The sequence below is a fragment of the Nocardioides sp. LHD-245 genome, from assembly GCF_030929495.1.
In the GTDB taxonomy this organism is placed as follows: Bacteria; Actinomycetota; Actinomycetes; order Propionibacteriales; family Nocardioidaceae; genus Nocardioides.
The window spans coordinates 221,464-243,532 of the sequence record NZ_JAVFWN010000004.1 but is presented as its reverse complement, the minus strand read 5'-3'; the positions used below and the strand labels follow the sequence as shown (position 1 = coordinate 243,532).

Here is a 22,069-nt window from a genome sequence, read left to right as displayed (position 1 = left end):
ACCCGTTTGGGCGGCGAGAACCGGGGCTGCGGTGTGGTGGCAGCCATGTCAGGCCCCCTTCATGGGCACCAGCGTCAGGTAGAGCGCGGTGAGGACGGAGTTGACGAAGAAGAGCAGCAGGAAGGTGACGACGACCGACTGGTTCACCGAGTCGCCGACGCCCTTGGGGCCGGGCGCGGTGTTGAGTCCGCGGTAGCAGGCCACGACGGCGGCGATGAACCCGAAGATCACGGCCTTGATCTCGCCGACCCACAAGTCGGAGATCTGGGCCAGGGCGGTGAAGCTCGACAGATAGGCGCCGGGCGTGCCGCCCTGGAGCATGACGTTGAAGAAGTAGCCGCCGAGCACGCCGACCACCGAGACCAGGCCGTTGAGCAGGACCGCGGCGCCGACGCAGGCCAGCACCCGGGGCACCACGAGCCGGTGGACGGGGTTGAGGCCCATCACCCGCATCGCGGCGATCTCGTCGCGGATGGTCCGCGACCCGAGCTCCGCGCAGATCGCGGCACCTCCGGCGCCGGCGATCACCAGGGTGGTGACCATGGGCGCGGCCTGTTGGACGATCGCGAGCACGCTGGCCGCGCCGGTGAAGGACTGCGCGCCGAGCTGCGTGGTCAGGGTGCCCAACTGCAGGGCGATCACGGCGCCGAGAGGGATCGAGATCAGGATCGCGGGCACCCACGACACACTGACCACGAACCAGAACTGCTCGAGCGTCTCACTCGCCCGGAAGGGGCGCCGGAACAGCGCCCGCATCGTGTCGAGCGCGAGGGCGAAGAGACTGCCGGTCGCGTTGAGCGAGCGGATCGGAAGGCTGGGACGGACGATGGAACGCGCCTGGTCAGACTCCTCGTCGTCGGCGACGTACAGAGGCGCGCCGCCGGAGGCCACCCGGGCCCGGTGCCGCTCACTGCTGGGCCGGGCCGCGCCCGAGCGGGGCGCGAGCTGACGGGGCACGACCTCGATGGCACGGGCCCCGCTGGGGATCATCCCGCCACCGGGGTAGCCACCGCCGATGTCGATCAGGTCGGAGCGCCGGTGGTCGGTCTCCTCGCTCATGCCGATCGGCCCGTCCGGGTCGCCGCTCATGAACTGCGAGACGACCGGGTGGTCGGTGATCAGGAAGGACTCGCGCGGCCCGAACATCACCAGCTCGCGGCGGTAGAGCATGCCGATGTTGTCGGGCAGCGTGCGCGCCAGCTCGATGTTGTGGGTGACGACCAGCATGGTGGCGTCGGTGGCTGCGTTGACCTCGATCAGCAACTGGGCGAGGTTGGAGGTGCGCACCGGGTCGAGGCCGGAGTCCGGCTCGTCGATGAGGATGATCTCCGGGTCGGTGACCAGGGAGCGGGCCAGGCCGGCCCGCTTCTTCATGCCACCCGAGATCTCCCCCGGCAGCTTGTGCTCCTGACCGACCAGCCCGACCATGTCGAGCTTCTCCATGACCACGTCGCGCACCTGCGGCTCCTTGAGCTTGGTGTGCTCGCGCAGCGGGAAGGCGACGTTGTCGTAGACGTTCATCGAGCCGAAGAGCGCGCCGTCCTGGAACAGGATGCCGAACTTCTTGCGCAGCTCGAGCTTGTGCGACTCCGGCACCGACACCATGTCGACGCCGTCGATCAGCACCTGCCCCTCCTCGGGCTGCACCAGCCCGATGAGCGACTTGAGGAAGACCGACTTGCCGGTGCCCGAGGGCCCCATCATCGCCGTGATCTCGCCGGGCGGCAGGGTCAGCGTGACGTCGTGCCAGATGTTCTGGCGACCGTAGGTCTTGCTGAGTCCGGTGACTTCGATCGATCCGCCCACGCGGTCCTCCTGGATTCTGTGCGGTTTCCTACATGCGGGATACGCGTGCTGGTCAGTGGGGCTGTCGTGACCGGGGGCGGTCCCCAGCAGCGTAGGTGTGCGCCCAGTCACACGGGCGCGATTGCAGACGACCGCACGTGCAGGCGACGGGCCTTGTCAGTGGAGTGACAACAAACGGTGTCTCGTCGTCCACTGCGAGGACGCGTTGGTTCCGTCGCCGGGGCATTCCGTCACCCGCGGCCGCCTGATCTCCATGTTCGACATCGTGCCCCGCGGGCCTTTCCGCCAGAGCGGCCCGCGATCACCCCATCTAAATATGGCCATACAATTGTGAGGTGGGTGACAAGACGAATGGCACGGCCGCCGCGAGCCGGCAGCTCAGGACACGCGGCGGCACCGGTCATCAGGTCAAGCTGTCGACTCCAACCGCTCGTTGAACAGGTCGAAGTCGCTCTGGTCGCCGGCTCTCCACAAGGGGATGCTCGACTTCAGGGCAAGGGTCATCTGGACGACGAACTCGGGGTCCCGCAGGGACTCCCCGAACAGCTGGTTGATCCGCTTCCAGCGGTAGCGGACCGTCTGCGGATGCACATCGAGCCGAGCCGCGATCGCGGGCGCGCTGTCCCGCGTCTCCGCCCAGATCAGGAGAGTCTCGGACAGGATCGATCGTGAGTTGGGCGCCTCGGCGAGCAGCGGACGCAGCAGTTCCTGGCACAGGTGCTGGCGCATGGACGGCTCGGCGTGCAGCCACAGCTGGGTCGCGTGCTCGGCACAGTCGACGACCTGGGTCGGCACGATGATGCCTCGCTGGACCAGGTCGAGGGCACGTTGGCACCAGCGCAGCGCCGATCCCGACTCTCCAGGTGGTACTGGCCAGCTCACCGCGATCCGCAGGCCTGGGCCGGAGGAGCTGATCTGCGCGACGAGCTCGTCCCGCTCCTCGGGTGGGCACAAGACGAGCATGCGCCGGGGCTCGACATGGATGAGCATGGTCGGCGATTCGAGCACAGTGGGGGGCTCCCCGAAGTAGCTGACCGCCAGCGCCACGACGGTCTCGGGGATGGACCATCCCGCGGCCTCGGCCAGCGCCCGCAGGTCCTGGTGGTCGATTCCCAGCCTGACCCCTGGACCGGGCCGGGACACCGGGTCGGCCAGGAACCGTTCGAACAACCGGCCACGGGCAGCGTCGTGACCGACCTTCCCCACCCGATGTGCCAGCTCGAAGCCCTCAACGAGTTGGTCACGGAGATGCTCGAGATAGTCGAAGACGGCACCGGCCAGATCTCGCAGATCCGTGCCGGACAGGTCGTGACCGACGGCGAACTCCGCGAGGTAGCGCCAGGACCACCGGGTCGCTGCCCGCAGCGCGGCGTCGAGCGACTCGAGGCTGCGCCCCCGCTGCGCCTGGGTGTAGCCGAGACGACGGAACATCTCGTCGACGTGACGCTCCTGTCCGGGCAACTGCTCGGCGTCGTCGAGGAAGTGCCGAGCCGCCGTGCGTGCTGCGAGGACGAGGAGCTGGTGGCGTGGCGCGCCCTCAGGCCCGGCATACTCGGGCACGGAGTCCTGGATCTGTCGGACGATCTGCTCGGCCATCGCCTCCATCTGGGGACGCAGGATCTGCACGACGCGGGACAGCGCCTCTCGAGGCGACTCCTCCGACGATGCCGGCGACAGCATCGGCGTATCCGTCATGCCCGACTCCTCACTCCCGGCTCGCGGGCACCACGCCCCGCGTCCGCGAGGACTTGTCCCCCAGGTACCCGCCCTCTCAGGGTAGGTCTGTTCCGTCGCGCCCGGAGCGATAGCGCGATTTTGTCGGCCCCAAAATTCCGATGATCTGCTCGACGGCTGTCCCGAGCGCAGGGAGGGCAGCGGACCAAGTCGACCAGCCAAGGGATTCCGAGAAGCAGGACCCCCAGCGATCGTGGATCAAGACACGCTTCAAAGAACGCAAGGTCGCCGACCACTCGCAAGCAACACCGGATTTGCTCACCTACAGCACAAGAACCGAACCTGCGAGGAGTCGCCGGTCGCGCTCGCACCGCCTGCGTGCATGCCGAACGACATCTGCCCGGACCGCAAGCGGCCCGGGCAGATACATCGACAATGTCGAGGCTGTCGAGACCCTGGGATCTCGACAGCCTCGACGGGAAATAGTCAGATCAGACCTTGAACTTCCTCACAACGGTCGAGGGAAGCGTGGTGGAACTGCCCGGGTAGGACCAGGTGGCGGTGTACTTGCCCCGCTTGAGGCCCTTGACCACGATCTTGAGTGCGCCATCGGCACCGACGATCGCCGTTGCCTGCTTGGAGACCTTCTTGGTCTTGCCCTTCTTGTTCTTGACCTTGCCCTCGATGATGAGGGTGACCGTGCCCGCCGGGCTGGCACCCGGGGTGGCGATGGCGGCGGAGAAGCTGGTCCTCTTGGCCTTCTTCGCAGCGGACTTCTTGCCCTTGTACTTGCTCACCGGCTTCTCGGCGGTGACCGTGCTGGCGACCTTGACGATGGGTGCTGCGGTGACCGGGCCGAGGGTGTTGGACGTGGTGACCACGGTCTCGCCGCCGCGTTCAGCGGTGGTCTCGTAGCTGATCGTCGCGCCCTCGAGACTCTTGTCGAGGGTCAGCGTGTCAGTCGTCGCACCGGCGATCTCCGTGGTGGTGCCGCCCGTCGTCCTGAGCCACTGGCCAGTGACCTCACCGTCGGGATCGAGGGTGAACTCTGCCGGCGTGGAGACCGTCAACTGTTGCCCGATCACCGGCGAGCCGGCGATGACGGGAGCGGCCGAGGCATGGAAGTCGGTCACGATGACGGCGGCGTGGTATTCACCGATGCTGACAGCGGCGACCGGCTCGCCGTCGTTGATCCCGGCGACGGCATCCACGTTGACCACATCGGCGTTGGAGCCCCATGCATAGACCTGACCGTCCTCCGTCACGGCCACCACGGTGTTGCCGTTGGCGATCCCGAGAGAGATGACCTTCTTGCCGTCGGGCTTCGCGGGCACGGTCGGGATGGGCTTAGAGGGGTCCACGTCCGACCCCCACAACCGGATCGAGCCGTCATCGAGGATCGCGCCGTAGGTGAATTCGCCGGTGGCGATCTGGGTGACGTGGCCCTGGATGTCGGCGGGGACCACGCTGCCGGGCAGCAGGTCGGTGCCCCAGGTGATGACATTGCCGTCGGCGTCGAGGGCCGCCGGGATCCTGCCGGCCACGACGTCGACCAGGTCGGTGAGGTCGTCGGGCGGCACCAGGAACGGGGCGCTCCCCCAGTGCGCCAAGGTTCCCTCGGTCGTCACGGCGAAGGCGGTGCCGGTGACATCAACGGCCACGGCCTGAGCCCGCAGCCCCTCCGGCACGGCCGAGATCCCCGGAGCCACGCCCCAGGCCACCACCTCACCCCCTTCTCGGAGCACGACGCCGTTGGCCGCCCTCAGCGCGACAGCGGCAGCGTCGGTCAGGCCGGTGGGGGCGCCTGCCACCACCCCGCCGGAGGGACCTCCCCAGACAAAGAGTTCGCCCTCGTCGGTGACCGCGCCGCTGATCGGATTGTCACTGGCCGAGACGCTCACGATCCGCTTCCCGTCGAGTTCGGAAGGCAGCGTGGTGGCGGCGGAGGCGCTGCCGCTGCCCCAGGTGACGAGGTGACCGGACTGGGCGTCAGGGATCGGCTGGTTGGCGAACGCCGGGGCGGTCGCCGTCCCGACCAAGGCGAAGGTCACAGCGCCGGCAGTCACGGCAGTCATCAAAGTACGGATTCTCAACGGGTGTGCTCCAGTCGGTCGGTGATGCGATGCGGGTTCAGCAGGAGTGTTTTTCATCTTGGTGGCGACTGGTGGGCCCGGCGTTGGTTCTGTCGGGCCCACCAGTCGGTTGGGTTTCCTCAACCGAGACACCAGGTGGTGGTGCGTGTGGTTGTGGGACGGCGCGCCGTCACGACGACGGCTACTCCATGAAGTCGATCTTGTGGGTGGCGTTGGCGAGGGTGACGTTGGCGTCCAGGTTGAAGGTGATCGGCAGCCCGGTAGCGAACGCGCACAGCCCGGTGCCGCTGACGATGCTCAGGCCGGTACCACCGACGTTGATGTTCTGGATGCCGCTGCCCTTGTCCTCGTCGAAGATCGTGTCGGCGAACCCGCCGACCCGCATGGTGCACAGCGTGGTCGCGGCGACCAGGTTGCACGTGGTGGTGTAGCCGGTGGAGGGCCTCAGCAGCTCCACGGTGCCGGTGACATTCGGGTCGATGAGACCGTTGCTGACGGTCTGGCCGACGTCGGCCTTGAACACCATGGCGCAGTCACTCTCGAGGGCGACGTTGATCGTGCCTGCCGGGCTGTTGCAGCCGTTGATGTTGACCGTGGTCAGGATCATGTACGGCTCGCCGGCGTAGGTGGGCGGGACCGCATAGGCGGTTCCTGACCCGGATGCGCTGGTGCAGGGGTAGGTCGTGCCCCCGAACTCGGCCGAGACATTGCCCTTGTCGGTGATCGTGACTCCCTCCGAGCTACCTCCCCCCACAATCGACACCTCGTCCAGTGGGCCGGCGGCGTGGGCGGGGGCTGCGATCAAAGCGGCTGTGGCCAGCGCGGCCACCACCGCGAGGGGCTTGAGGAGTCCCTGACGAAGACGAGTAGACATCGATATTCCTTTCGATTGATGCCCGGCACCGATATATGCCGAGCGACACCGAATGGTGACTCCCATCACACGCCCGTCCGCAAGGTCTCGACCCGCCTCGAGGACGGAAAACCACGGGAACTACTCACCCGGATGACAAGAACCTCCACCCGGACTGATCGGGCGAGTTGCCGGCGCCGCTCCTGACACTCCGCTGGACCCGCTACTCAGCTCGTCGTGGTCCTCGGTGTCAGCGATGCGTGATTTGTCATCCGGGTCACAAGATCACTCCTACGCGGGGGGGGACCGCGGCAAAGGGGGTGGAGCAGCACCGGTGGGTCGGGCACAGTCGCGAGCATGAGACGTGAGACACAGTTCGTGGGTGGGACGGGCATGCGCAACTCGCTGGGGAAGGCAGGACTGGCGGTGGCGCTCGCGGTCGGCCTCGGACTGACCGCAGTTCCGGCCGAGGCCGGCGACGATCCGGCCAGTGGCGCCGGCGCCAGTGAGCCGGGTCCGATGGTGCTTCCAGTGTCCCTGGACCAGGCGGGTGCCTACATCGGCTGGGACGAGACTGGCCCTGCCCAGGGCCAGACCAGCCTGCCTGCCGAACTGCAGGGCGTGGCGCTGAGCGAGGTCGCGACATCGCGCACGGTGACGGTAGCGCTGACCGCGACCGGCCGGGTCGTGGCTTGGGGACAAGATGAGCGGATGATGCAAGTCGTCCCGGCTGCCGTCGCCGCGGCCAAGGTCGTGGACTTGGACGCGACCAGCACCAACGTGGGTGTGGTGACCGCGGATGGTCGGGTGATGGTGTGGGGCATGTCGGCCAGCTACGGCGATGCCACCGATCTGCCCGCCGAGTTGACCAGCCCGTCCGGGCCCGGCCAGGCCCGCGTGGTCCAACTCGCCTTGGGTCAGTTCAACGGGTATGCGTTGAAGGACGACGGAACGGTGACGGCGTGGGGCAACCCCGGCGGGCCAGGGTTCAGTGGTCAGGACGGGATGCTCGACGTGCCCGACGGGCTGCGCGCCACCCAGCTCGCCGCCAACGCTGGGGCTGCCTACGCGTTGACCACCGACGGCACCGTGGTCGGCTGGGGGGCTACGGCCGACCAGCCCTCTTGGGCGCTGCCGCCGGCCACCCAAGTACCGGACAACGTGCTGGCCATCAGTGTCTCCGCGGGCTGCGGCTACGCGCTCTTGGCTGACGGCAGCATCGCGCGATGGGGGTCGGTAGGTATCTGCACGCCGCCGGATCTGGGTGGGAAGAAGGCAGTGGCCGTCACCGGCGGGAAAATCGATCAACACTTCCTGGTCCAGGACCAGGACGGAGTGCTCCGCTCCTCCGGCCCGGCGGGAACCCTGCCGGCGTCGTTGGCGGGCGAATCGATCGCCCAGTTCAGTCACTACGGCGCCGAGGGGAACTCTGCTGCGATCGTGACCCGGATGCTGCGCGCGGAGCGGCCCATCATCACCGGCTCCGCCCAGGTCGGTTCCGGGTCGCTGACCGGCACTCCCGGCACGTTCTCTGCCGGCCCTGACGAGGTCACCAGCCAGTGGCTCGTCAACGGCCAGCCCACCGGGGCCCCGGTGATCGGTGACACCACCAGCACCCTGTCTCTGGCGGGCTACCCGGCCGGCACCACGGTCACCTACCGCTCCACCGCCACCAAGGCCGGTGAGACGTCGGTGACCTCGACCTCGGCCGCTGTCACCGTGGCAGCGGCACCCACGCCGGGCAAGGTCGCACCGTCGGTGAGCCTGAAGATCACCAAGGCCCCCACCATGAAGAAGGCCGGCCAGGCCACCGTCACCGTGCAGGGCGGCGCCGTCGCGACCGGCACGGCCACCGTGACCGCGACCGGCAAGGTCCTCAAGAAGGGCAAGAAGAAGAAGCGGACCATCACCGTCACCGGGGTGATCGTCAACGGCACCACCACCGTCAAGATCAAGAAGATCAAGGGCGCCAAGGGCAAGTGGACCGTCATCGCCGCCTATGCGGGGGATGCCACTCACCACCCCGCCACCGGCGCACCGGTGAAGGTCAAGATCAAGAAGAAATAGCCACCATCCCCGCCTCGCAGTGGTCCTGACCGGCCCGTCCGATCAGGACCACTGTTGAGGAAACCCAACCGACTGGTGGGCCTCGGCAGAACCAGCGCCGGGCCCACCAGTCGGCTTGCTTGCGCGCACGAGAACTCACCACGGATGCCGGATTGACCAAGCGAGCAAAGAGTCCGATCAGTCAGGGCGGAGGTTCTTGTCGTCCAGGTGAGTAGTTCTCGTGGTTATTTCTTCTGGAGGCGGGTCGAAACCTTGCGGGCGGGCGTGTGACAGGGGTCACCATTCGGTGTCGCTCGGCATATACCGGTGCCGGGCATCAATCGAAAGGAATATCGATGTCTACTCGTCTTCGTCAGGGGATCCTCAAGCCCCTCGCGGTGGTGGCCGCGCTGGCCACAGCCGCTTTGATCGCAGCCCCCGCCCACGCCGCCTCTGGCCCACTGGACAAGGTGTGGATCCAGGACGCGAGCGGCACCAAGGTCACCAGCCCGGAGGCAGTCTCGATCACCGACAAGGGCGGTGTCTCGGCCGAGGTCGGGGGCACGACCTACCCCTGCACCAGCGCAACCGGATCAGGAACCGCCTATGCGGTCCCGCCCACCTACGCCGGCGAGCCGTACATGATCCTGGACACGGTCAACATCAACGGCTGCAACAGCCCGGCAGGCACCACCAACGCCGCCCTCGAAAGCGACTGCGCCATGGTGTTCAAGGCCACCGCCGGCCAGACCGTCGATGACCTCCTCACCGATCACAATGTCACCGGCAGCATGCAGCTGCTGCGCCCCTCCACCGACTACACCACCACGTGCAATCTGGTCGCCACGACCACACTGTGCACCACCCGGGTCGGCGGGTCGGTCGCGGCGATCTTCGACGAGGACAAGGGCAGCGGCACACAGAACGTCAACGTCGGCGGTCCCGGCCTGAGCATCGTCAGTGCCACCGGATTCTGCGCGTTCCTCACCGGCCTGCCGATCACCTTCGACCTGGACGTCAACGTCACCCTCGCCAACCCCACCCACAAGATCAACTTCAAGCCGTAACCGGCGCGGATTCCGTCCTCGTGACGGCATTCACCGAAGCACGACGCCTGACGACAGTCCTGCCGCGGAACACGCCCGCCCGCACTCGCAGCGAACGCCCTGTCAGGGCGGCCCGCCAAGAGCAAATTCCCAGAAATGCTCACTCGCCTGACAAGAACCACTTGCAGAACGGCGCAGATGAGGGAGACGCTTGAGCAAGCGAGTCGATGTCGGGCACAGTACCCGCCATGTGGAGAACGATCCGCCGATACCGGCGGTTGCTGAGCCTCAGCCTGATCCTGCTGCTGGCTTGGCCAGTAGCCAGCCAGGCGGCTCCGATGCCCTACCCCGGCCTGCCCGAGCCCACCATCGAGCCCGGCAATTGGATGTGGGTACGGCAGATCGGAATGTCGGAGACGGTCAAAGCCAAACAGCACGTCGCTGTCCCGCCGTTGACCCTCGCCGCCTATGGCGGCAGCCTCCCCACCGGTGGCGACCCTGCTCCCGGAGAGCCGTATCACATGCTCACCGGCGGGGACGCGGCCTTCGTCTCTCCCCCCGGCTCCCCCGAGCCCTACGGCTACATGCCCCCGATCCGGGTGCGGACCGTAGGTTTCGGTTTGCTGCCCGCCGAGGCAACCATCCAGATCAGCCAACGACGCCGCGGCGATGGGAGCATCGTCCCGATTCATGCGGAGGTCAACTACTTCATGATGCCGGACAAGACGCGGACCCTCCCCGACACGGTCATCGAAGATGCCTTCGAGGTTCGGGTCATCCAGGTCAAGCTCGACGGCGTGGACGTCGGCATCAGCGGGAACTGCCGCACGGTCCGTCCAGCCCCGGTGACGATGATCGGCCCGGGATACACGGCTCCCGGAGAACACAATCAATCCAACGAGGACCTCATGGCCTACCTGGATTCGCTCGATGTCGAGAGCTACTTCGACCCGGTCTTCGGCGGACAGCTCACCGGCACCATCGAGATCCCCCCGTTCACGGGATGCACGACCCAGAGCGGTGACGACCTGTCAGCGATGCTGACGCTCAGTGCTTCCGGTCCCGGCAACCGCGTCGTCGCCCGTGCCCGGGCGGCCTGCGCTCTGGAGAGCAATTTCAACCTCCCGCCCGCTCCCGGCGACTACGACAAGTTTCCGTTCCCCGAGGAGGGCTACGACAACCCGCCCTGGTGTCGCGAGTACGAGCCGAACGAGCTGATTCCGTACCCCGAACGCAGCGACAGCTGAGCTCTCGGCCGCTGTCTGTTCAACAGGCAGAGGCTTACGCCTCCGCGTCTCCGGCGCCCCTGCCCGCCACGTGGGCAGGGGCGCTTTGTCGTGCGGGTGAGCAATTCCGCCTTCGATCAGCGGCAATCTGACCAAGCCGCACGACAGTAGCGATCGGCCGGGCACGCTGGCCCTCCAATACCTGGAACACGGGGTTCGCTGTCCGGCAGCCCCACGAGCGAGAAGGAAGTGCGCATGCCTCGCCATCTCCTCGCCAGCGCCGTCGCTGCCGCCCTTCTGGTGGCCGGCAGCCTCGTCCTTCTTTGGACTCCCTCCCCCGGCGCGCCGGGCAACGGCAACGCATCCAGCAGCGACCAGTTCGAGGTCGCCGGTGACGGCGCGCTCCCCGCGAAGCGGCCACCTCTCCGAGAGCCAGGGGCGCCGCTGAGCACCGCCGAGCGCGGCTACGCCATCGGTCTCGCCCTTGCCAGCCTGCCCGACTCCGGGCGCGATGTTCTCGACGAGACGAGGGCGGAAGTACTCGCGGCCGACCTGCCCACGCCGGACGTGCGCGAGGACCGCCGGCGGGTCCAGGTCACGGCGTACGACTATGCCGAGGACCGGCTGCACCAGATCCTCCTCGACCTGCCGACCGGCCGGATCATCTCAGCGGAGGCGCTGACCGGCGTACAACCGCCCCCATCGACAGCCGAGACCCAGGTCGCGTTGGACCTGGCCCTCACCGCGATGCCGACGCCCGCCTTCGTCGACCAGTTCCGCCAGCTGACCGGGGCGCCGCTGCTCGCCGCGGACGAGGTGCGCGTGATCGGAGCCGCCTGGGCTCCCGAGGACGGCGGTGGAAGCAGCGCTACGCGGACGTGTGGCACCGAGCGCTGTGTGCAACTCCTGGTGGCGCTGCCATCCGGGCAGTACCTCAGCACCGACGACTTCGTGGTGAACCTGAGTCGCCGCGTCGTCACCCTGTTCCCACCGGGAGGGCGCCGTCATGGCTGACCCGCGACGCCGATCACTGCTGACCGCGGCCGCCTGCTCGGTGCTGCTGGTCTGCGCGATCCTCCTCACCGGAACGGCGAGTCTGGCCGGTCCCGCTCGTGCAGCCGTCACGGTGCCCGCTGCTGGCGCGGAGGAGCCCGACTGCGGCTCCGCGCTGGTCACCCGCACCCTGCCCACCGGTTCCGCGTGGCGGATGTGCGCACGGATCCATCCCTTCAAGGGCTTGGTGCTCGAGGACGTCCAGTTCCGGTCCGCCACCGGCGCAGGGGAGGACGAAGGATGGCTTCGGATCATCGGCTCGCTCTACCTCGCCCAGCTCAACGTCCCCTACGACACCGGTACGGACGTCTTCGACGACATCACCGAGGTCGGTTTCGGAGACGACCATCTGCTGACGCAGACGCCCGAGACCTGCGACGGTGACGCGCTCCCGGTCGAGCAGTCCTTCATGATCGGCAGCCAAATGGTGGAGCGGACCATCCCGGGGATCTGCGTACGCGAGGCCGAGACGGGTCTGGGCTGGCACTCCCAAGAGGGATGGGCGACGTCCAGCGACCGCTATGTCCAACAAGGTCGCGCGCTGGAGATCTCCTCGCTGTCCAAGGCCGGATGGTACGAGTACCAGCAGAAGGTGACCCTCACTGACCAGGGCACCATCACCGTCGGCCTCGGCGCCGCCGGAGACTTGGCGCCCGGCGAGGGCTTCTTCCGCACCGATCCCGCCTTCGGCTGGCCGATCGGGCCGAGCGAGGACGAAGACTCCGACCGGCATGCCGGGTCCCACTGGCACAACGCCATCTACCGGGTCGACTTCGCCATCGGCACCGGCGACCAGCAGGTCGAGCAGTGGGACTACGAGGGTGATCCCGCGTTGCCGACCCGCGTCCGTGGCGAGGGCACGATCCGGGACGAGGCGTTCATCGCCGAGAACCCACCCGCCACCACCTGGTGGCGGGTGGTCAACCCCGGTGCTCTCAACGCGGACGGGCATCCGCGCTCGTACGAGATCGTCAACGACGCGATCCAGAACCCCTACCTCCCGCTGACTCGCCCCCCGCTCAGCTTCACCAACGACCACCCGTGCCAGGAGTACGCCTCGAGCAACCTCAACGCCGGCTGTCCCGGCCAGTCTGTGCTCGACTACGTCGCATCGGAGACCGAACCACTCACCGACCCGGTCGCCTGGGTCAGCGTCGGCTACCACCACATCCCGCGGGACGAGGACCAGTCCCCCATGCCAGTCCACTGGCAGAGCTTCTCGCTGGTCCCCCGCGACCTCCTCGCCCAGCAGGCACTGACTCCCCCGGAGCGAGCCTGCGACAACGGCATCACCACCGGCTTCGGCGGGTCGTGCGCCGCCATCAACGTCGCCGTACCGGCCATCGCCGCCGGCGACTCCGCGCCGGGCGCCGGCACGCTCCTCACCGCCGACAGCGGCACCTGGCGCAGAGCACGCGATCTGCTCGCCTACCAGTGGCTGTGGCTGCGCGACGGCGAGCCGATCCTCACCACCGGCGACGACGGTCTCTCGACCGCCGCCACCGGCGAGACCTATCGCCTCACCGACGCGGACCTCGGTCGCGAGATCACGGTGCGGGTGACCGCCTCGGCCACCGGCGTCACACCGGGCATCGCGACCTCCGCGCCCTTCGTCGCGCCCCTACCGACGCCGCCGAGCGCCGGAGCCACGCGAACGGCGCCCGAACTCAAGCTGAAGCTCCTGAAGAAGCGCGACAAGAAGGGCCGCCCGCGGCTGCGCGTCCTGGTGCGGGGCGACCAGGGTGCCGGAGCCGGTGTCGTCACCATCCAGCGACGCGGGAAGGTCGTGACCGCGACACTCACCGACGGCCGCGCCGTGGTCCGTCTCCCGCGGCCCGGCAAGCGCTACCGGGTCACCGTGACCTACCCCGGCGACCAGCGCTACCTGGCCGCGAGCGCCTCGATCCGGGTACGCCGGTAGCGGCGTCCAGCCGTCATCCACAGGTCGGCCTAGGCCGATGGCACGGATCGTTGGTCGATGGCAGCATCGTCGGATCCGCTGCACACTGGAGGGGTGGACTTGGTGAACGACCCGCAGATCTGGACCCTGATCGGGGTCTTCAGCGCCCTCACGCTCGCGTCGAACCGCTATGTCGTCACCGCCCTGCGTGCCGAGATCCGCGCCGGCGACGCGGCCCTCGGCGAGCGGCTCAGCGCCCGGATCGACGCGCAGACCTCACGGATCGACGCGCAAGGTGAGCGAATCGACGCGCAAGGCGCCCAGCTCACCGCGAAGATCGACGCCCAAGGCGCTCGACTCACCGCGAAGATCGACGCCCAAGGCGCCCAGCTCACCGCGAAGATCGACGCGCAAGGTGAGCGAATCGACGCGCAAGGCGCTCGGCTCAACGCGAAGATCGACGCCCAAAGCGCCCAGCTCAACGCGAAGATCGACGCCCAAGGCGCCCACCTCGCCGAGGTCTTCGGCGTCCGGCTCGACTCCATCGACCACCGCCTCGGCGCGGTCGAGGACGACCTCAAGATCGTCAAGGCCCACCTGCTCCGTCATCCCGCCGCCTGACCACTCTCACGCGCCAGCGGCAGGTCCCGCGCCAGCAACTCCCGCTGGCGCCGCCCACCCGGCCAGAGATCAGCGACCTTGCGTGAGATCCGGGGCACCGGGCGGCAGCAGCTCGGCGACCTCGATCTCGAGCGCCTGGCTGATGGCGATCAGTGTCAGCAACTCCGGGTTGAGGGGCGAACCGGGCTTGGATTCGCCCTTCTCGAACTTCTGGTACGTGTTCGGCGCGATGCCCGCGCGAAAGGCCACGTCGTCCTGGCTCATCTCGAGCGCGGCACGAGCGCGCTTCAGGTTGTGACCGATCTCGCGGGCGTAGGCCGCCCAGGCGGCGGGAGGAACACGGCGTGGCACGCCATCACTCTGGCCATATCCGACTCTCGATTCGAGCATACTGGTATGGGAATACTGGTGTGTCTGCGCATGCCTGTGTACAACCGCCCCGCCGACGCCCCGTCCTGTCGGCACCCCTCCCTACGGTGTCCATCTGTGGCGACATCCCACTCGAGATAGGAGGCCCAGCGTGGACGATCAGCGACCGATCTGGCTTCTCGAGCCGTGCCCGGAGTGGTGCACCCGGGAGCACGAGGAGGATGACCATCCCAAGGATCGCTACCACGCCAGCGAGGCCACCTACCTGCCCGTGATCGGCGCGACCGCGGACACCGTTCCCGCGACGGCCTCGGCCGACGCCTTCGAGCTGGTCATCCACATCCGACGACAGCTCGACGACCCGACGGACTGGGTCACCGTCGAGCCCGCCCAGACCCGCCTGCCCCGCCTGACGCTCACCCGCGAGTCCGCGACCCGGCTCGTGCGTGCGCTCGCGGAGCAACTCGACCGCGATGGCTGAGACGAACCCGGCACCCGACCGGGTCATCCACAGGCGGCCGTCCTGCCGATGGCACGAGCCGTCAGCCGATGGCAGCATCGTCGGATCCGTTGCACACTGAAGAGGTGGACCTGGTGAACGACCCGCAGATCTGGACCCTGATCGGGGTCTTCAGTGCACTCATGCTCGCGTCGACCCGCTACACCGCACTGCGCGCCGAGATGTCGGCGCTGCGCACCGAGATGAGGGCTGGCGATGCCGCGCTCGGCGAACGGATCGACGCCCAAGGCGCCCAACTCGGCGAACGGATCGACGCACAGGGCAAGCAGCTCACCGAACGCATCGACGCCCAAGGCGCCCAACTCAACGCACGCATCGACGCACAGGGCAAGCAGCTCACCGAACGCATCGACGCCCAAGGCGCCCAACTCAACGCACGCATCGACGCACAGGGCAAGCAGCTCACCGCACGCATCGACGCCCAAGGCGCCCAACTCAACGCACGCATCGACGCCCAAGGCACTCGACTCGGCGAACGCATCGACGCCCGAGGCACTCAGTCCGACGACCGGACCGACGCACAAGGCGCCCAGCTCGGCGCGCGCATCGACGCCCTGAGCAGCCAGCTCAGCGCGACCGAGAAGCGGCTCGACGCCAAGATCGACGACAAGCACGACCACCTCGCCGAGGTCCTCGGCGTCCGGCTCGACTCGGTCGACCATCGCCTCGGGTCCGTCGAGGACGACCTCAAGATCGTCAAGGCCCACCTGCTCCGCCATCCGGCGGCCTGAGGAAGGCGCCGCCACCGCCGCCGTCACGCCGACAGTTGTCACCTGCATCGCAACTTCGGGCCCGATCTCGGCGCGTTGGCGTCACAGCGCGTTACAGGGACCTCCGATGTGGCTGAATTGATCCCGGACGACGTTCCGCCATTCCGGCCCTCCCGCCGGACCAGACGCTCAGGAACACATGTGGGAGTGTGCCCTGAGCACCTGGACGTGCCGCCTGCGGAAGCAGTCGTCCACCCGCGGGTCCCGAGGCTTCCTGCGCCTCGGGGCCCGCTCACCCGTCCTGCAGCAGGCCCTCCCGCTGGGCGGCGGCCACGATCCGCCGTACGTTCTCGACGGCACCGCAGCGCTCGTCGACGAGCGCGTTGCGGCGCTCCGCCCACTTGGCGCCCAGGTCCCAGCGCACCTTGGTGGAGACCTCGGTCCTAGCGGGCTCGAGGATGCTCAGCTCCTCCTCAGCAATGTGGTGCGCAACGAGGTTGCTCAGCTCCTCGACCGCGTCGGCGAACGCCTGGGTGTCGGTGCCCTTGAGCTCGAGCAGCGCGAGCAGCGCGTCGTTGCCCTCGGCATGCTCCTCGCGGCCGTGCTCGACGTCGTGCCCGTCGATGTCGGACGCGGCCTTGCGCAGCACCGGGTAGACGAGCTCCTCCTCCGCCTCACCGTGGGCGACGAGGACGTCGGCGAAGGCGCGACGGACGGCGTCGCGGTCGGCGGTGCCGAGCCGCAGCTGGGAGAGCAGCAGTTCGAATCGGCGGTGGTCGTCGGTGATCAGGTCGATGACGTCGCCCGAGGTCGGGCGGCCCAGGTCGATTCCGGTGGTCATGGCGCGGGCGGTACCCGCAGTCCCTCCAGGTATCCGTGCACGAGCGAGACGGCCGAGGCGCCCTCGCCGCTGGCCGAGGCGACCCGCTTCATCGAGCCCGCGCGGATGTCGCCGGCAGCGAAGACGCCAGGGACGCAGGTGCCAAGGTTCTCCGGCGGCAGCCCGTCGACCCAGCACTCGGCGGGGACCTCACGACCGGTGAGCACGAAGCCGTGCTCGTCGCGGCGTACGTCGGCCGGCAGCCAGTCGCAGTGCGGAGCCGCGCCGATCAGCAGGAACAGGCCGCCGGCCGCGACCCGCTGCTCCTCGCGGGTACGGACGTCGCACAGCTGCAGCCAGCCGAGCTGGCCGCCGTCGTCGGCGCCACCGTCGACGATCTCCGTGCAAGGACGGACGTCGATCCGTGGGTTCCACGAGATCTCGTCGATGAGGTACCTCGACATGGTCGCGGCCAGGTCCTCACGGCGGATCAGGATCGTGACGGACCGGGCGAAGCGGGAGAGGTGGACGGCGGCCTGCCCGGCGGAGTTGCCGCCGCCGACGACATACACGTCGCGGTCCTCCATCTCGCGCGCGGCCGTCATCGCGGCGCCGTAGTGGACGCCGGCGCCGACCAGGTCCTCCAGCGGCGCGACGCCGAGGCGGCGGTAGGCGACGCCGGAGGCCACCAGCACCGACCGGGCCCGGACCTCGCCGCCGTCGGTCACCAGTGTGTGCGGCTCGCCGGCGGCGCCGGGACGCAGATCGACGACGGGCCAGCCGGTGAAGAAGCGGGCCCCGAACCGGATCGCCTGGGTGCGCGCCCGCTGGCCGAGCCGCTGACCGGAGATGCCGCGCGGGAAGCCGAGGTAGTTGCGGATCATCGAGCTGGTGCCGGCCTGTCCGCCGATCACCTCCGACTCGATCACCACGGTCGACAGGCCCTCGGACGCGCCGTACACCGCGGCGGCGAGACCGGCCGGCCCGGCGCCGACGACGGCGAGGTCGACCACCGTGTCGACCTCGATGTCGGAGGGGCGGCCATAGATCATCGCGCCGAGCTCGCGGGTCGACGTCGGCATGAGCACCGGCCGGTCGGCGAAGGCGCCGGAGGTCAGATGCACCAGCGGGTACGACGGCGGGCCGTCGAGCCGGGCCAGCGTCTCCTGCCCCTGCGGGCTGTCGGGGGTGTAGGTGCGGTGCGGCAGGCCCTGCCGGTCGAGGAAGTCGCGGATGGCGAGCGCGAGCGGGCGGGCGTCGGGGGTGACGATCCGGACCGAGTCGATCTCCGAGGTCGCGACCGTCGCTCCCCAGTCGCTGAGCAGCTCGGTGATCGCGTAGTGGAACTCCTCGTCGCGCCGGCCCTGCGGGAGCACGAGGTAGGTGTCGAACTTGCCCTTCTGCAGGTAGGGCCGCAGCGACACGCTCTCCTCGCCGAAGCGGCTGATCGGGATCACCACGAGGCGCCGCGCCGTCGGCACCAGGGATCGCCAGTCGTGCATCGCCATCAGCATCTGCTCGTCGGGCAGCCGGGACTCGGTGACGATCATCGCCACCGGCTGACCGGATCGGCGCGCCCCCTTCAGGACCGCGTTGGCCTCGGCGGCGCTGCGGACCGCGCGCACGTCGTACTCGCGCTCGTAGCGGTGGAACTGATCAGCGAGGACGTCGAGCTCGTCGCCTGAGACGAGGAGGATGACGGGTGGGGCCGCGGGCTCGGCTGCCGATGCGTTCACGCCGCAAGTCTGACAGCGCGGGCCATGCGGATCGAGCCGCTCGGAGGCTCAGTCGCTGCCGGCGACGCGACGGACGTACTCCTCGACGACCGCGGCGACGGGCAGGCCGATCTCGATGCTCAGGCCGGCCTCACCCGGGGCCAGCGGTTCGAGGTCCGCGAGCTGGGAGTCGAGGAGGGCGGGCGGCATGAAGTGCCCGGCCCGGCCCGCCAGGCGCCGGGCGATGCTCCCCCGCGTGCCGTGCAGGTGGAGGAACCGGACTCGCGGCGCGTGTGCGCGCAGCAGGTCGCGGTAGACGACCCTGAGGGCCGAGCAGCTGATCACCCCGCCGCTCTCGTCGTGGTCGGCCAGCCACCGGCCGACGAGCTGCAGCCACGGGAGCCGGTCGGCGTCGTCGAGCGGCGTTCCGGCGGCCATCTTGGCGATGTTGTCCGGCGGATGGATGCCGTCGGCGTCGGCGAACGGGACGCCGATGCGCCGGGCGATCGCGGCACCTACGGTCGACTTGCCCGACCCGGAGACCCCCATGACGACCAGGAGCGCGGGCCGGTCGCCCGTCATGCCTGCGCTCGTCATCGGACCTCCCATCCTGGCGCGCCGATCAACCCAGTGTGCCGTCCGAGTAGGCTCGGGGACGATGGAGAACACGCCGGACTTCGCGAAGCTGATCGAGCACCTGCAGGGCGAGGAGTACGCCGTCACCGAGCCGGTGCCGGGCGTCCTCCACATCAAGGGCCGGTTCTCGAACCCGGAGCGGATCGCCCTGCGTGCCGCTGCCGAGGCCGGCGACGTGGCGCTCGCGGTCTGGGCGACCAGTCACCACGACGACTGGGCACTCGTGGCCTGGGACCGTCCGGAGCTGGTGACCATCACCCAGAAGGGCGCCACGCCGCAGCGCTGGCGGCACCGTCGGCCGCCGGCCACGCTGCGGCCCGACGCGCAGACCTTCCTCGAGGGCGCGTCCTCGCCGTTCGACATCGTCACCCGGCCCAAGCACCAGCCGACCGACGCCGCCCGCGAGATCCTGGCCCGCTTCGGCATCACCGACCCGCCGCCGCCGGGCTGGGTCCCGCCGGTCGTGGAGGCGCCGACGGTGCCCGACGTCCGCGAGACCAAGGTGCCCGCCGCCGGGGCCAAGCCGGCCCGGGCTCCGCGCGCCACCAAGCCGAAGCCGCCGGCCAAGCCCGTCGCCGCGGAGCCGGTGATCGCGATCTGCCCGACCTGCTTCATGGCGCTGCCCGCGACCGGCATCTGCGACAACTGCGGCTGACGATCCGCGATACTCGACCCGTGACCGAGGCGAGTGCGGCGAGCGCGGCCGGCGACGAGCGCAACGTGCTGGGCGGCGCGCTCCAGCCGTGCGGGACCGATCCGATGACCGGCTTCCTCCGCGACGGCAACTGCTCCTGCGGCCCGCAGGACATCGGGATCCACGCGGTCTGTGCCGTGATGACCGAGGAGTTCCTCGCCCATCAGCAGGCCGTCGGCAACGACCTCTCGACGCCGCGCCCCGAGTGGCGGTTCCCCGGCCTGCACCCCGGCGACCGCTGGTGCGTGGTCGCGGCGCGCTGGCTCCAGGCGTACGCCGACGGCGTGGCCGCGCCCGTCGTGCTCGCGTCGACCAACGAGCGCGCGCTGCGGCTCATCCCGCTCGAGGTGCTGCGCGAGCACTCCGTCGACGTACCGGACGACCTGAGCGGGCTGGGCTGACGCCGAGCATTCACAGCGTCAGGCCGCACCCGTCCCGCCGCAGAGGTCGTCGGGCGATGCCACCCGCACCTCGACGTCGTTGGCCAGGTGCACCGGCCAGCGACCGTCGAGGGTGACCAGACCACGGGCCCAGGCGAGGTCGCCGGGCGTGCGCATCGACGGCCCCGGGCGGGCGTAGAGGAAGGCACAGGCGAGGCCGTGCTCGAGGGCGTGGCAGGTCAGCACCCGCAGGTTGTCGAGGTCCTCCGGCCCCGGCTCGAGCGGGACACCGACGACCTCGGCCAGGTGCAGCGGCCGGTCGCCGTCGAGGAAGAGCGTCCACAGCTGCGCCTCGGCGAACCCGAGCCGGCCCATCAGCGCCCGCCACAGGTGGTGGAGAGCGGCCTGGTCGCCGATGGGCGGCATCTGGTCCGGCGGGAGGAGGGGCGGGATGTCGTCGTCGGTCATGTCCCGAGCCTGCGCCAGATCGGCGCCCGGCGTCGGCGTCCTCCACAGGGCCCTCGCCGGGGCCGCGGTCACAGCGCCGCGCGGACCGCCTCGCCGTCGACGGTCGCAGCGAGATCGGCGATCGTCGTACCGGCCAGCGAGGTCCGCCAGGCCCGCTCCGCCTCGGCCATCACCTGCGCGACCCCGCAGGGCCGTCGGCACTCCTCCGGCGGCGCGGCCAGGTCGCCCTGCTGACGGATCTCGGTGCAGCGGAAGGCGGGGTCGGGTCCGTCGATGGCGCGAACCACGTCGAGGACCGTGATGCCGGCTGGGTCGCGGGTGAGCGCGTACCCGCCGTCACGGCCCTCGCTCGGCTGCACGATGCCCGCCCTGGCGAGCGCCTGGAGGTGCTTGGCGAGGTAGGTCTTGGAGACGCCGTGCAGCTCGGCGAGGCGCCCGCCGGACAGCGGCCGGTCGGCCTGGCTGAGCACCACGCAGCAGTGGATCGCCCACTCCACGCCCGCCGACAGCTTCACGCGCCCACCCTAGTGTCGCCTCGCGTCGCCCTCAGGTGCGGGCAGCCAGCCACGCGTCGTACGTCGTGGGGGCCAGCCAGGCGTCCGCTCCGGGCGTCGGCGTCAGGGCCGCGTCGTCGAGGACGGCGCCGAAGTAGCCGGCCGCGGGATCGGCGGTGACGGTACGCCGGTCGCCGGTCGCCGCGAGCCACCGGCGGACCAGCTCGTCGATGCCGAGCGGCTCGGGGCCCGCGATCTCCACGGTCCCCTTGACCGGCGCGGCGGTGACGATCTCCGCCAGGCGCCGCACGACGTCGGCGGATGCGATCGGCTGCAGGTGGGCGGGCGTCGCGCGGACGGTGTCACCGTCCGTGCCGGCGTCGGCGATGCCGGCGACGAACTCGAAGAACTGGGTCGAGCGGACGATCGTGAACGGCACCGGGCCGTCGAGGACGCCCTCCTCCTGGGCGAGCTTGGCGCGCATGTAGCCGGCGTCGGTAAGCCGGTCGGCGCCGACGATGGAGAGGATGACGTGATGCGCCACGCCGGCCTCGGCCTCGGCGGCGAGCAGGTGGCGCGTCGAGTCGCGGAAGAACGCGAGGACGTCGTCGTCGGCCCAGGACGGCGAGTTGGTCAGGTCGACCACGACGTCCGCACCGGCGACCGCGGTCGCGACGCCCTCGCCCGTGGTGGTGTCGATCCCGGCTTCGCGACCGAGCGCGACGACGTCATGCCCCTCGTCTCGCAGCCGGTCACGCAACTGACGGCCGATCAGCCCTGCCCCGAAGATGACGATCCTCATGCCGCACTCCTAAACGTGGATAGTGTTTGTCGTAGATTACTCGGACAAACACTATCCACGTCAAGTCGGGCGCCTCGCGCGCGGAGGTGCGGGCGCTCCAGGAAACCGCCCGCCGAGGACCGAGGTCGCGGGCGCTCCGCGCC

General features: G+C 69.4%; 21 protein-coding genes and 1 pseudogene. 10 read left to right on the top strand and 12 right to left on the bottom strand.

Annotation, left to right across the window (positions count from 1 at the left end):
* Positions 1–48 precede the first annotated feature (48 nt).
* The 5 genes and pseudogenes from RB608_RS08505 to RB608_RS08485 all read right to left on the bottom strand — a co-directional run bounded on the left by RB608_RS08505 (position 49) and on the right by RB608_RS08485 (position 6,447).
* A complete protein-coding gene (locus RB608_RS08505; RefSeq protein ID WP_306810250.1) occupies positions 49–756 on the bottom strand; it encodes an ABC transporter permease in 708 nt (235 codons plus the stop codon).
* Positions 757–1,209: 453 nt separating this feature from the next.
* Positions 1,210–1,806, bottom strand: a pseudogene (locus tag RB608_RS08500) (ABC transporter ATP-binding protein); the annotation flags it as partial.
* Positions 1,807–2,214: 408 nt separating this feature from the next.
* The gene (locus RB608_RS08495) at positions 2,215–3,501 is read right to left on the bottom strand and encodes a helix-turn-helix domain-containing protein (RefSeq protein WP_308087378.1); all 1,287 of its coding nucleotides are present in this window, start codon (positions 3,499–3,501) and stop codon (positions 2,215–2,217) included.
* Between the two features lie 470 nt (positions 3,502–3,971).
* Positions 3,972–5,675, bottom strand: coding sequence for a hypothetical protein (locus tag RB608_RS08490; RefSeq protein ID WP_308087377.1), 1,704 nt, complete (start codon positions 5,673–5,675; stop codon positions 3,972–3,974).
* A 79-nt stretch (positions 5,676–5,754) separates the two neighbouring features.
* On the bottom strand, positions 5,755–6,447 hold the full coding sequence (locus RB608_RS08485) for a hypothetical protein (RefSeq protein WP_308087376.1): 693 nt from the start codon (positions 6,445–6,447) through the stop codon (positions 5,755–5,757).
* A gap of 372 nt (positions 6,448–6,819) precedes the next feature.
* On the opposite strand from RB608_RS08485, the gene RB608_RS08480 reads away from it, so the two are divergent.
* The 6 genes from RB608_RS08480 to RB608_RS08455 all read left to right on the top strand — a co-directional run bounded on the left by RB608_RS08480 (position 6,820) and on the right by RB608_RS08455 (position 14,318).
* A complete protein-coding gene (locus RB608_RS08480; protein ID WP_308087375.1) occupies positions 6,820–8,493 on the top strand; it encodes a hypothetical protein in 1,674 nt (557 codons plus the stop codon).
* Between the two features lie 335 nt (positions 8,494–8,828).
* Complete coding sequence (locus tag RB608_RS08475; protein WP_308087374.1) at positions 8,829–9,539, top strand: hypothetical protein; 711 nt, start codon at positions 8,829–8,831, stop codon at positions 9,537–9,539.
* A gap of 227 nt (positions 9,540–9,766) precedes the next feature.
* On the top strand, positions 9,767–10,765 hold the full coding sequence (locus tag RB608_RS08470; protein WP_308087373.1) for a hypothetical protein: 999 nt from the start codon (positions 9,767–9,769) through the stop codon (positions 10,763–10,765).
* Between the two features lie 234 nt (positions 10,766–10,999).
* The gene (locus RB608_RS08465; RefSeq protein WP_308087372.1) at positions 11,000–11,758 is read left to right on the top strand and encodes a hypothetical protein; all 759 of its coding nucleotides are present in this window, start codon (positions 11,000–11,002) and stop codon (positions 11,756–11,758) included.
* On the top strand, positions 11,751–13,718 hold the full coding sequence (locus RB608_RS08460) for a hypothetical protein (protein ID WP_308087371.1): 1,968 nt from the start codon (positions 11,751–11,753) through the stop codon (positions 13,716–13,718). Before RB608_RS08465 ends, RB608_RS08460 begins: the two co-directional genes overlap by 8 nt.
* 93 nt (positions 13,719–13,811) lie before the next feature.
* On the top strand, positions 13,812–14,318 hold the full coding sequence (locus RB608_RS08455) for a hypothetical protein (protein ID WP_308087370.1): 507 nt from the start codon (positions 13,812–13,814) through the stop codon (positions 14,316–14,318).
* Between the two features lie 69 nt (positions 14,319–14,387).
* On the opposite strand, the gene RB608_RS08450 is transcribed toward RB608_RS08455, so the two are convergent.
* Positions 14,388–14,669, bottom strand: coding sequence for a helix-turn-helix transcriptional regulator (locus RB608_RS08450; RefSeq protein ID WP_308087369.1), 282 nt, complete (start codon positions 14,667–14,669; stop codon positions 14,388–14,390).
* A gap of 169 nt (positions 14,670–14,838) precedes the next feature.
* Between RB608_RS08450 and RB608_RS08445 the strand changes: the two genes are divergently transcribed.
* Both RB608_RS08445 and RB608_RS08440 read left to right on the top strand, forming a co-directional pair.
* Complete coding sequence (locus RB608_RS08445) at positions 14,839–15,168, top strand: DUF6907 domain-containing protein (protein WP_308087368.1); 330 nt, start codon at positions 14,839–14,841, stop codon at positions 15,166–15,168.
* 104 nt (positions 15,169–15,272) lie between these two features.
* Positions 15,273–15,938 (top strand): hypothetical protein, encoded by a 666-nt coding sequence (locus RB608_RS08440; RefSeq protein ID WP_308087367.1) that lies wholly within the window; start codon positions 15,273–15,275, stop codon positions 15,936–15,938.
* Between the two features lie 271 nt (positions 15,939–16,209).
* Here RB608_RS08440 and RB608_RS08435 read toward each other — a convergent pair whose 3' ends face one another.
* The 3 genes from RB608_RS08435 to RB608_RS08425 are packed head-to-tail and all read right to left on the bottom strand — an operon-like array spanning position 16,210 to position 19,049.
* Positions 16,210–16,758: a hemerythrin domain-containing protein gene (locus tag RB608_RS08435; protein ID WP_308087366.1), complete on the bottom strand. Its 549-nt coding sequence runs from the start codon at positions 16,756–16,758 to the stop codon at positions 16,210–16,212.
* Complete coding sequence (locus RB608_RS08430) at positions 16,755–18,473, bottom strand: FAD-dependent oxidoreductase (RefSeq protein WP_308087365.1); 1,719 nt, start codon at positions 18,471–18,473, stop codon at positions 16,755–16,757. The genes RB608_RS08435 and RB608_RS08430 overlap by 4 nt, the downstream gene beginning before the upstream one ends.
* A gap of 48 nt (positions 18,474–18,521) precedes the next feature.
* Positions 18,522–19,049, bottom strand: coding sequence for a gluconokinase (locus RB608_RS08425; RefSeq protein ID WP_308087364.1), 528 nt, complete (start codon positions 19,047–19,049; stop codon positions 18,522–18,524).
* Between the two features lie 61 nt (positions 19,050–19,110).
* Between RB608_RS08425 and RB608_RS08420 the strand changes: the two genes are divergently transcribed.
* Both RB608_RS08420 and RB608_RS08415 read left to right on the top strand, forming a co-directional pair.
* On the top strand, positions 19,111–19,743 hold the full coding sequence (locus RB608_RS08420; RefSeq protein ID WP_308087363.1) for a hypothetical protein: 633 nt from the start codon (positions 19,111–19,113) through the stop codon (positions 19,741–19,743).
* 20 nt (positions 19,744–19,763) lie between these two features.
* The gene (locus RB608_RS08415; RefSeq protein ID WP_308087362.1) at positions 19,764–20,183 is read left to right on the top strand and encodes a DUF2237 domain-containing protein; all 420 of its coding nucleotides are present in this window, start codon (positions 19,764–19,766) and stop codon (positions 20,181–20,183) included.
* Positions 20,184–20,201: 18 nt separating this feature from the next.
* On the opposite strand, the gene RB608_RS08410 is transcribed toward RB608_RS08415, so the two are convergent.
* The 3 genes from RB608_RS08410 to RB608_RS08400 all read right to left on the bottom strand — a co-directional run bounded on the left by RB608_RS08410 (position 20,202) and on the right by RB608_RS08400 (position 21,926).
* Positions 20,202–20,630: a hypothetical protein gene (locus tag RB608_RS08410; protein ID WP_308087361.1), complete on the bottom strand. Its 429-nt coding sequence runs from the start codon at positions 20,628–20,630 to the stop codon at positions 20,202–20,204.
* A gap of 68 nt (positions 20,631–20,698) precedes the next feature.
* The gene (locus RB608_RS08405) at positions 20,699–21,145 is read right to left on the bottom strand and encodes an Rrf2 family transcriptional regulator (RefSeq protein WP_308087360.1); all 447 of its coding nucleotides are present in this window, start codon (positions 21,143–21,145) and stop codon (positions 20,699–20,701) included.
* 31 nt (positions 21,146–21,176) lie between these two features.
* A complete protein-coding gene (locus tag RB608_RS08400) occupies positions 21,177–21,926 on the bottom strand; it encodes an SDR family oxidoreductase (protein ID WP_308087359.1) in 750 nt (249 codons plus the stop codon).
* Between the last annotated feature and the right edge of the window lie 143 nt (positions 21,927–22,069).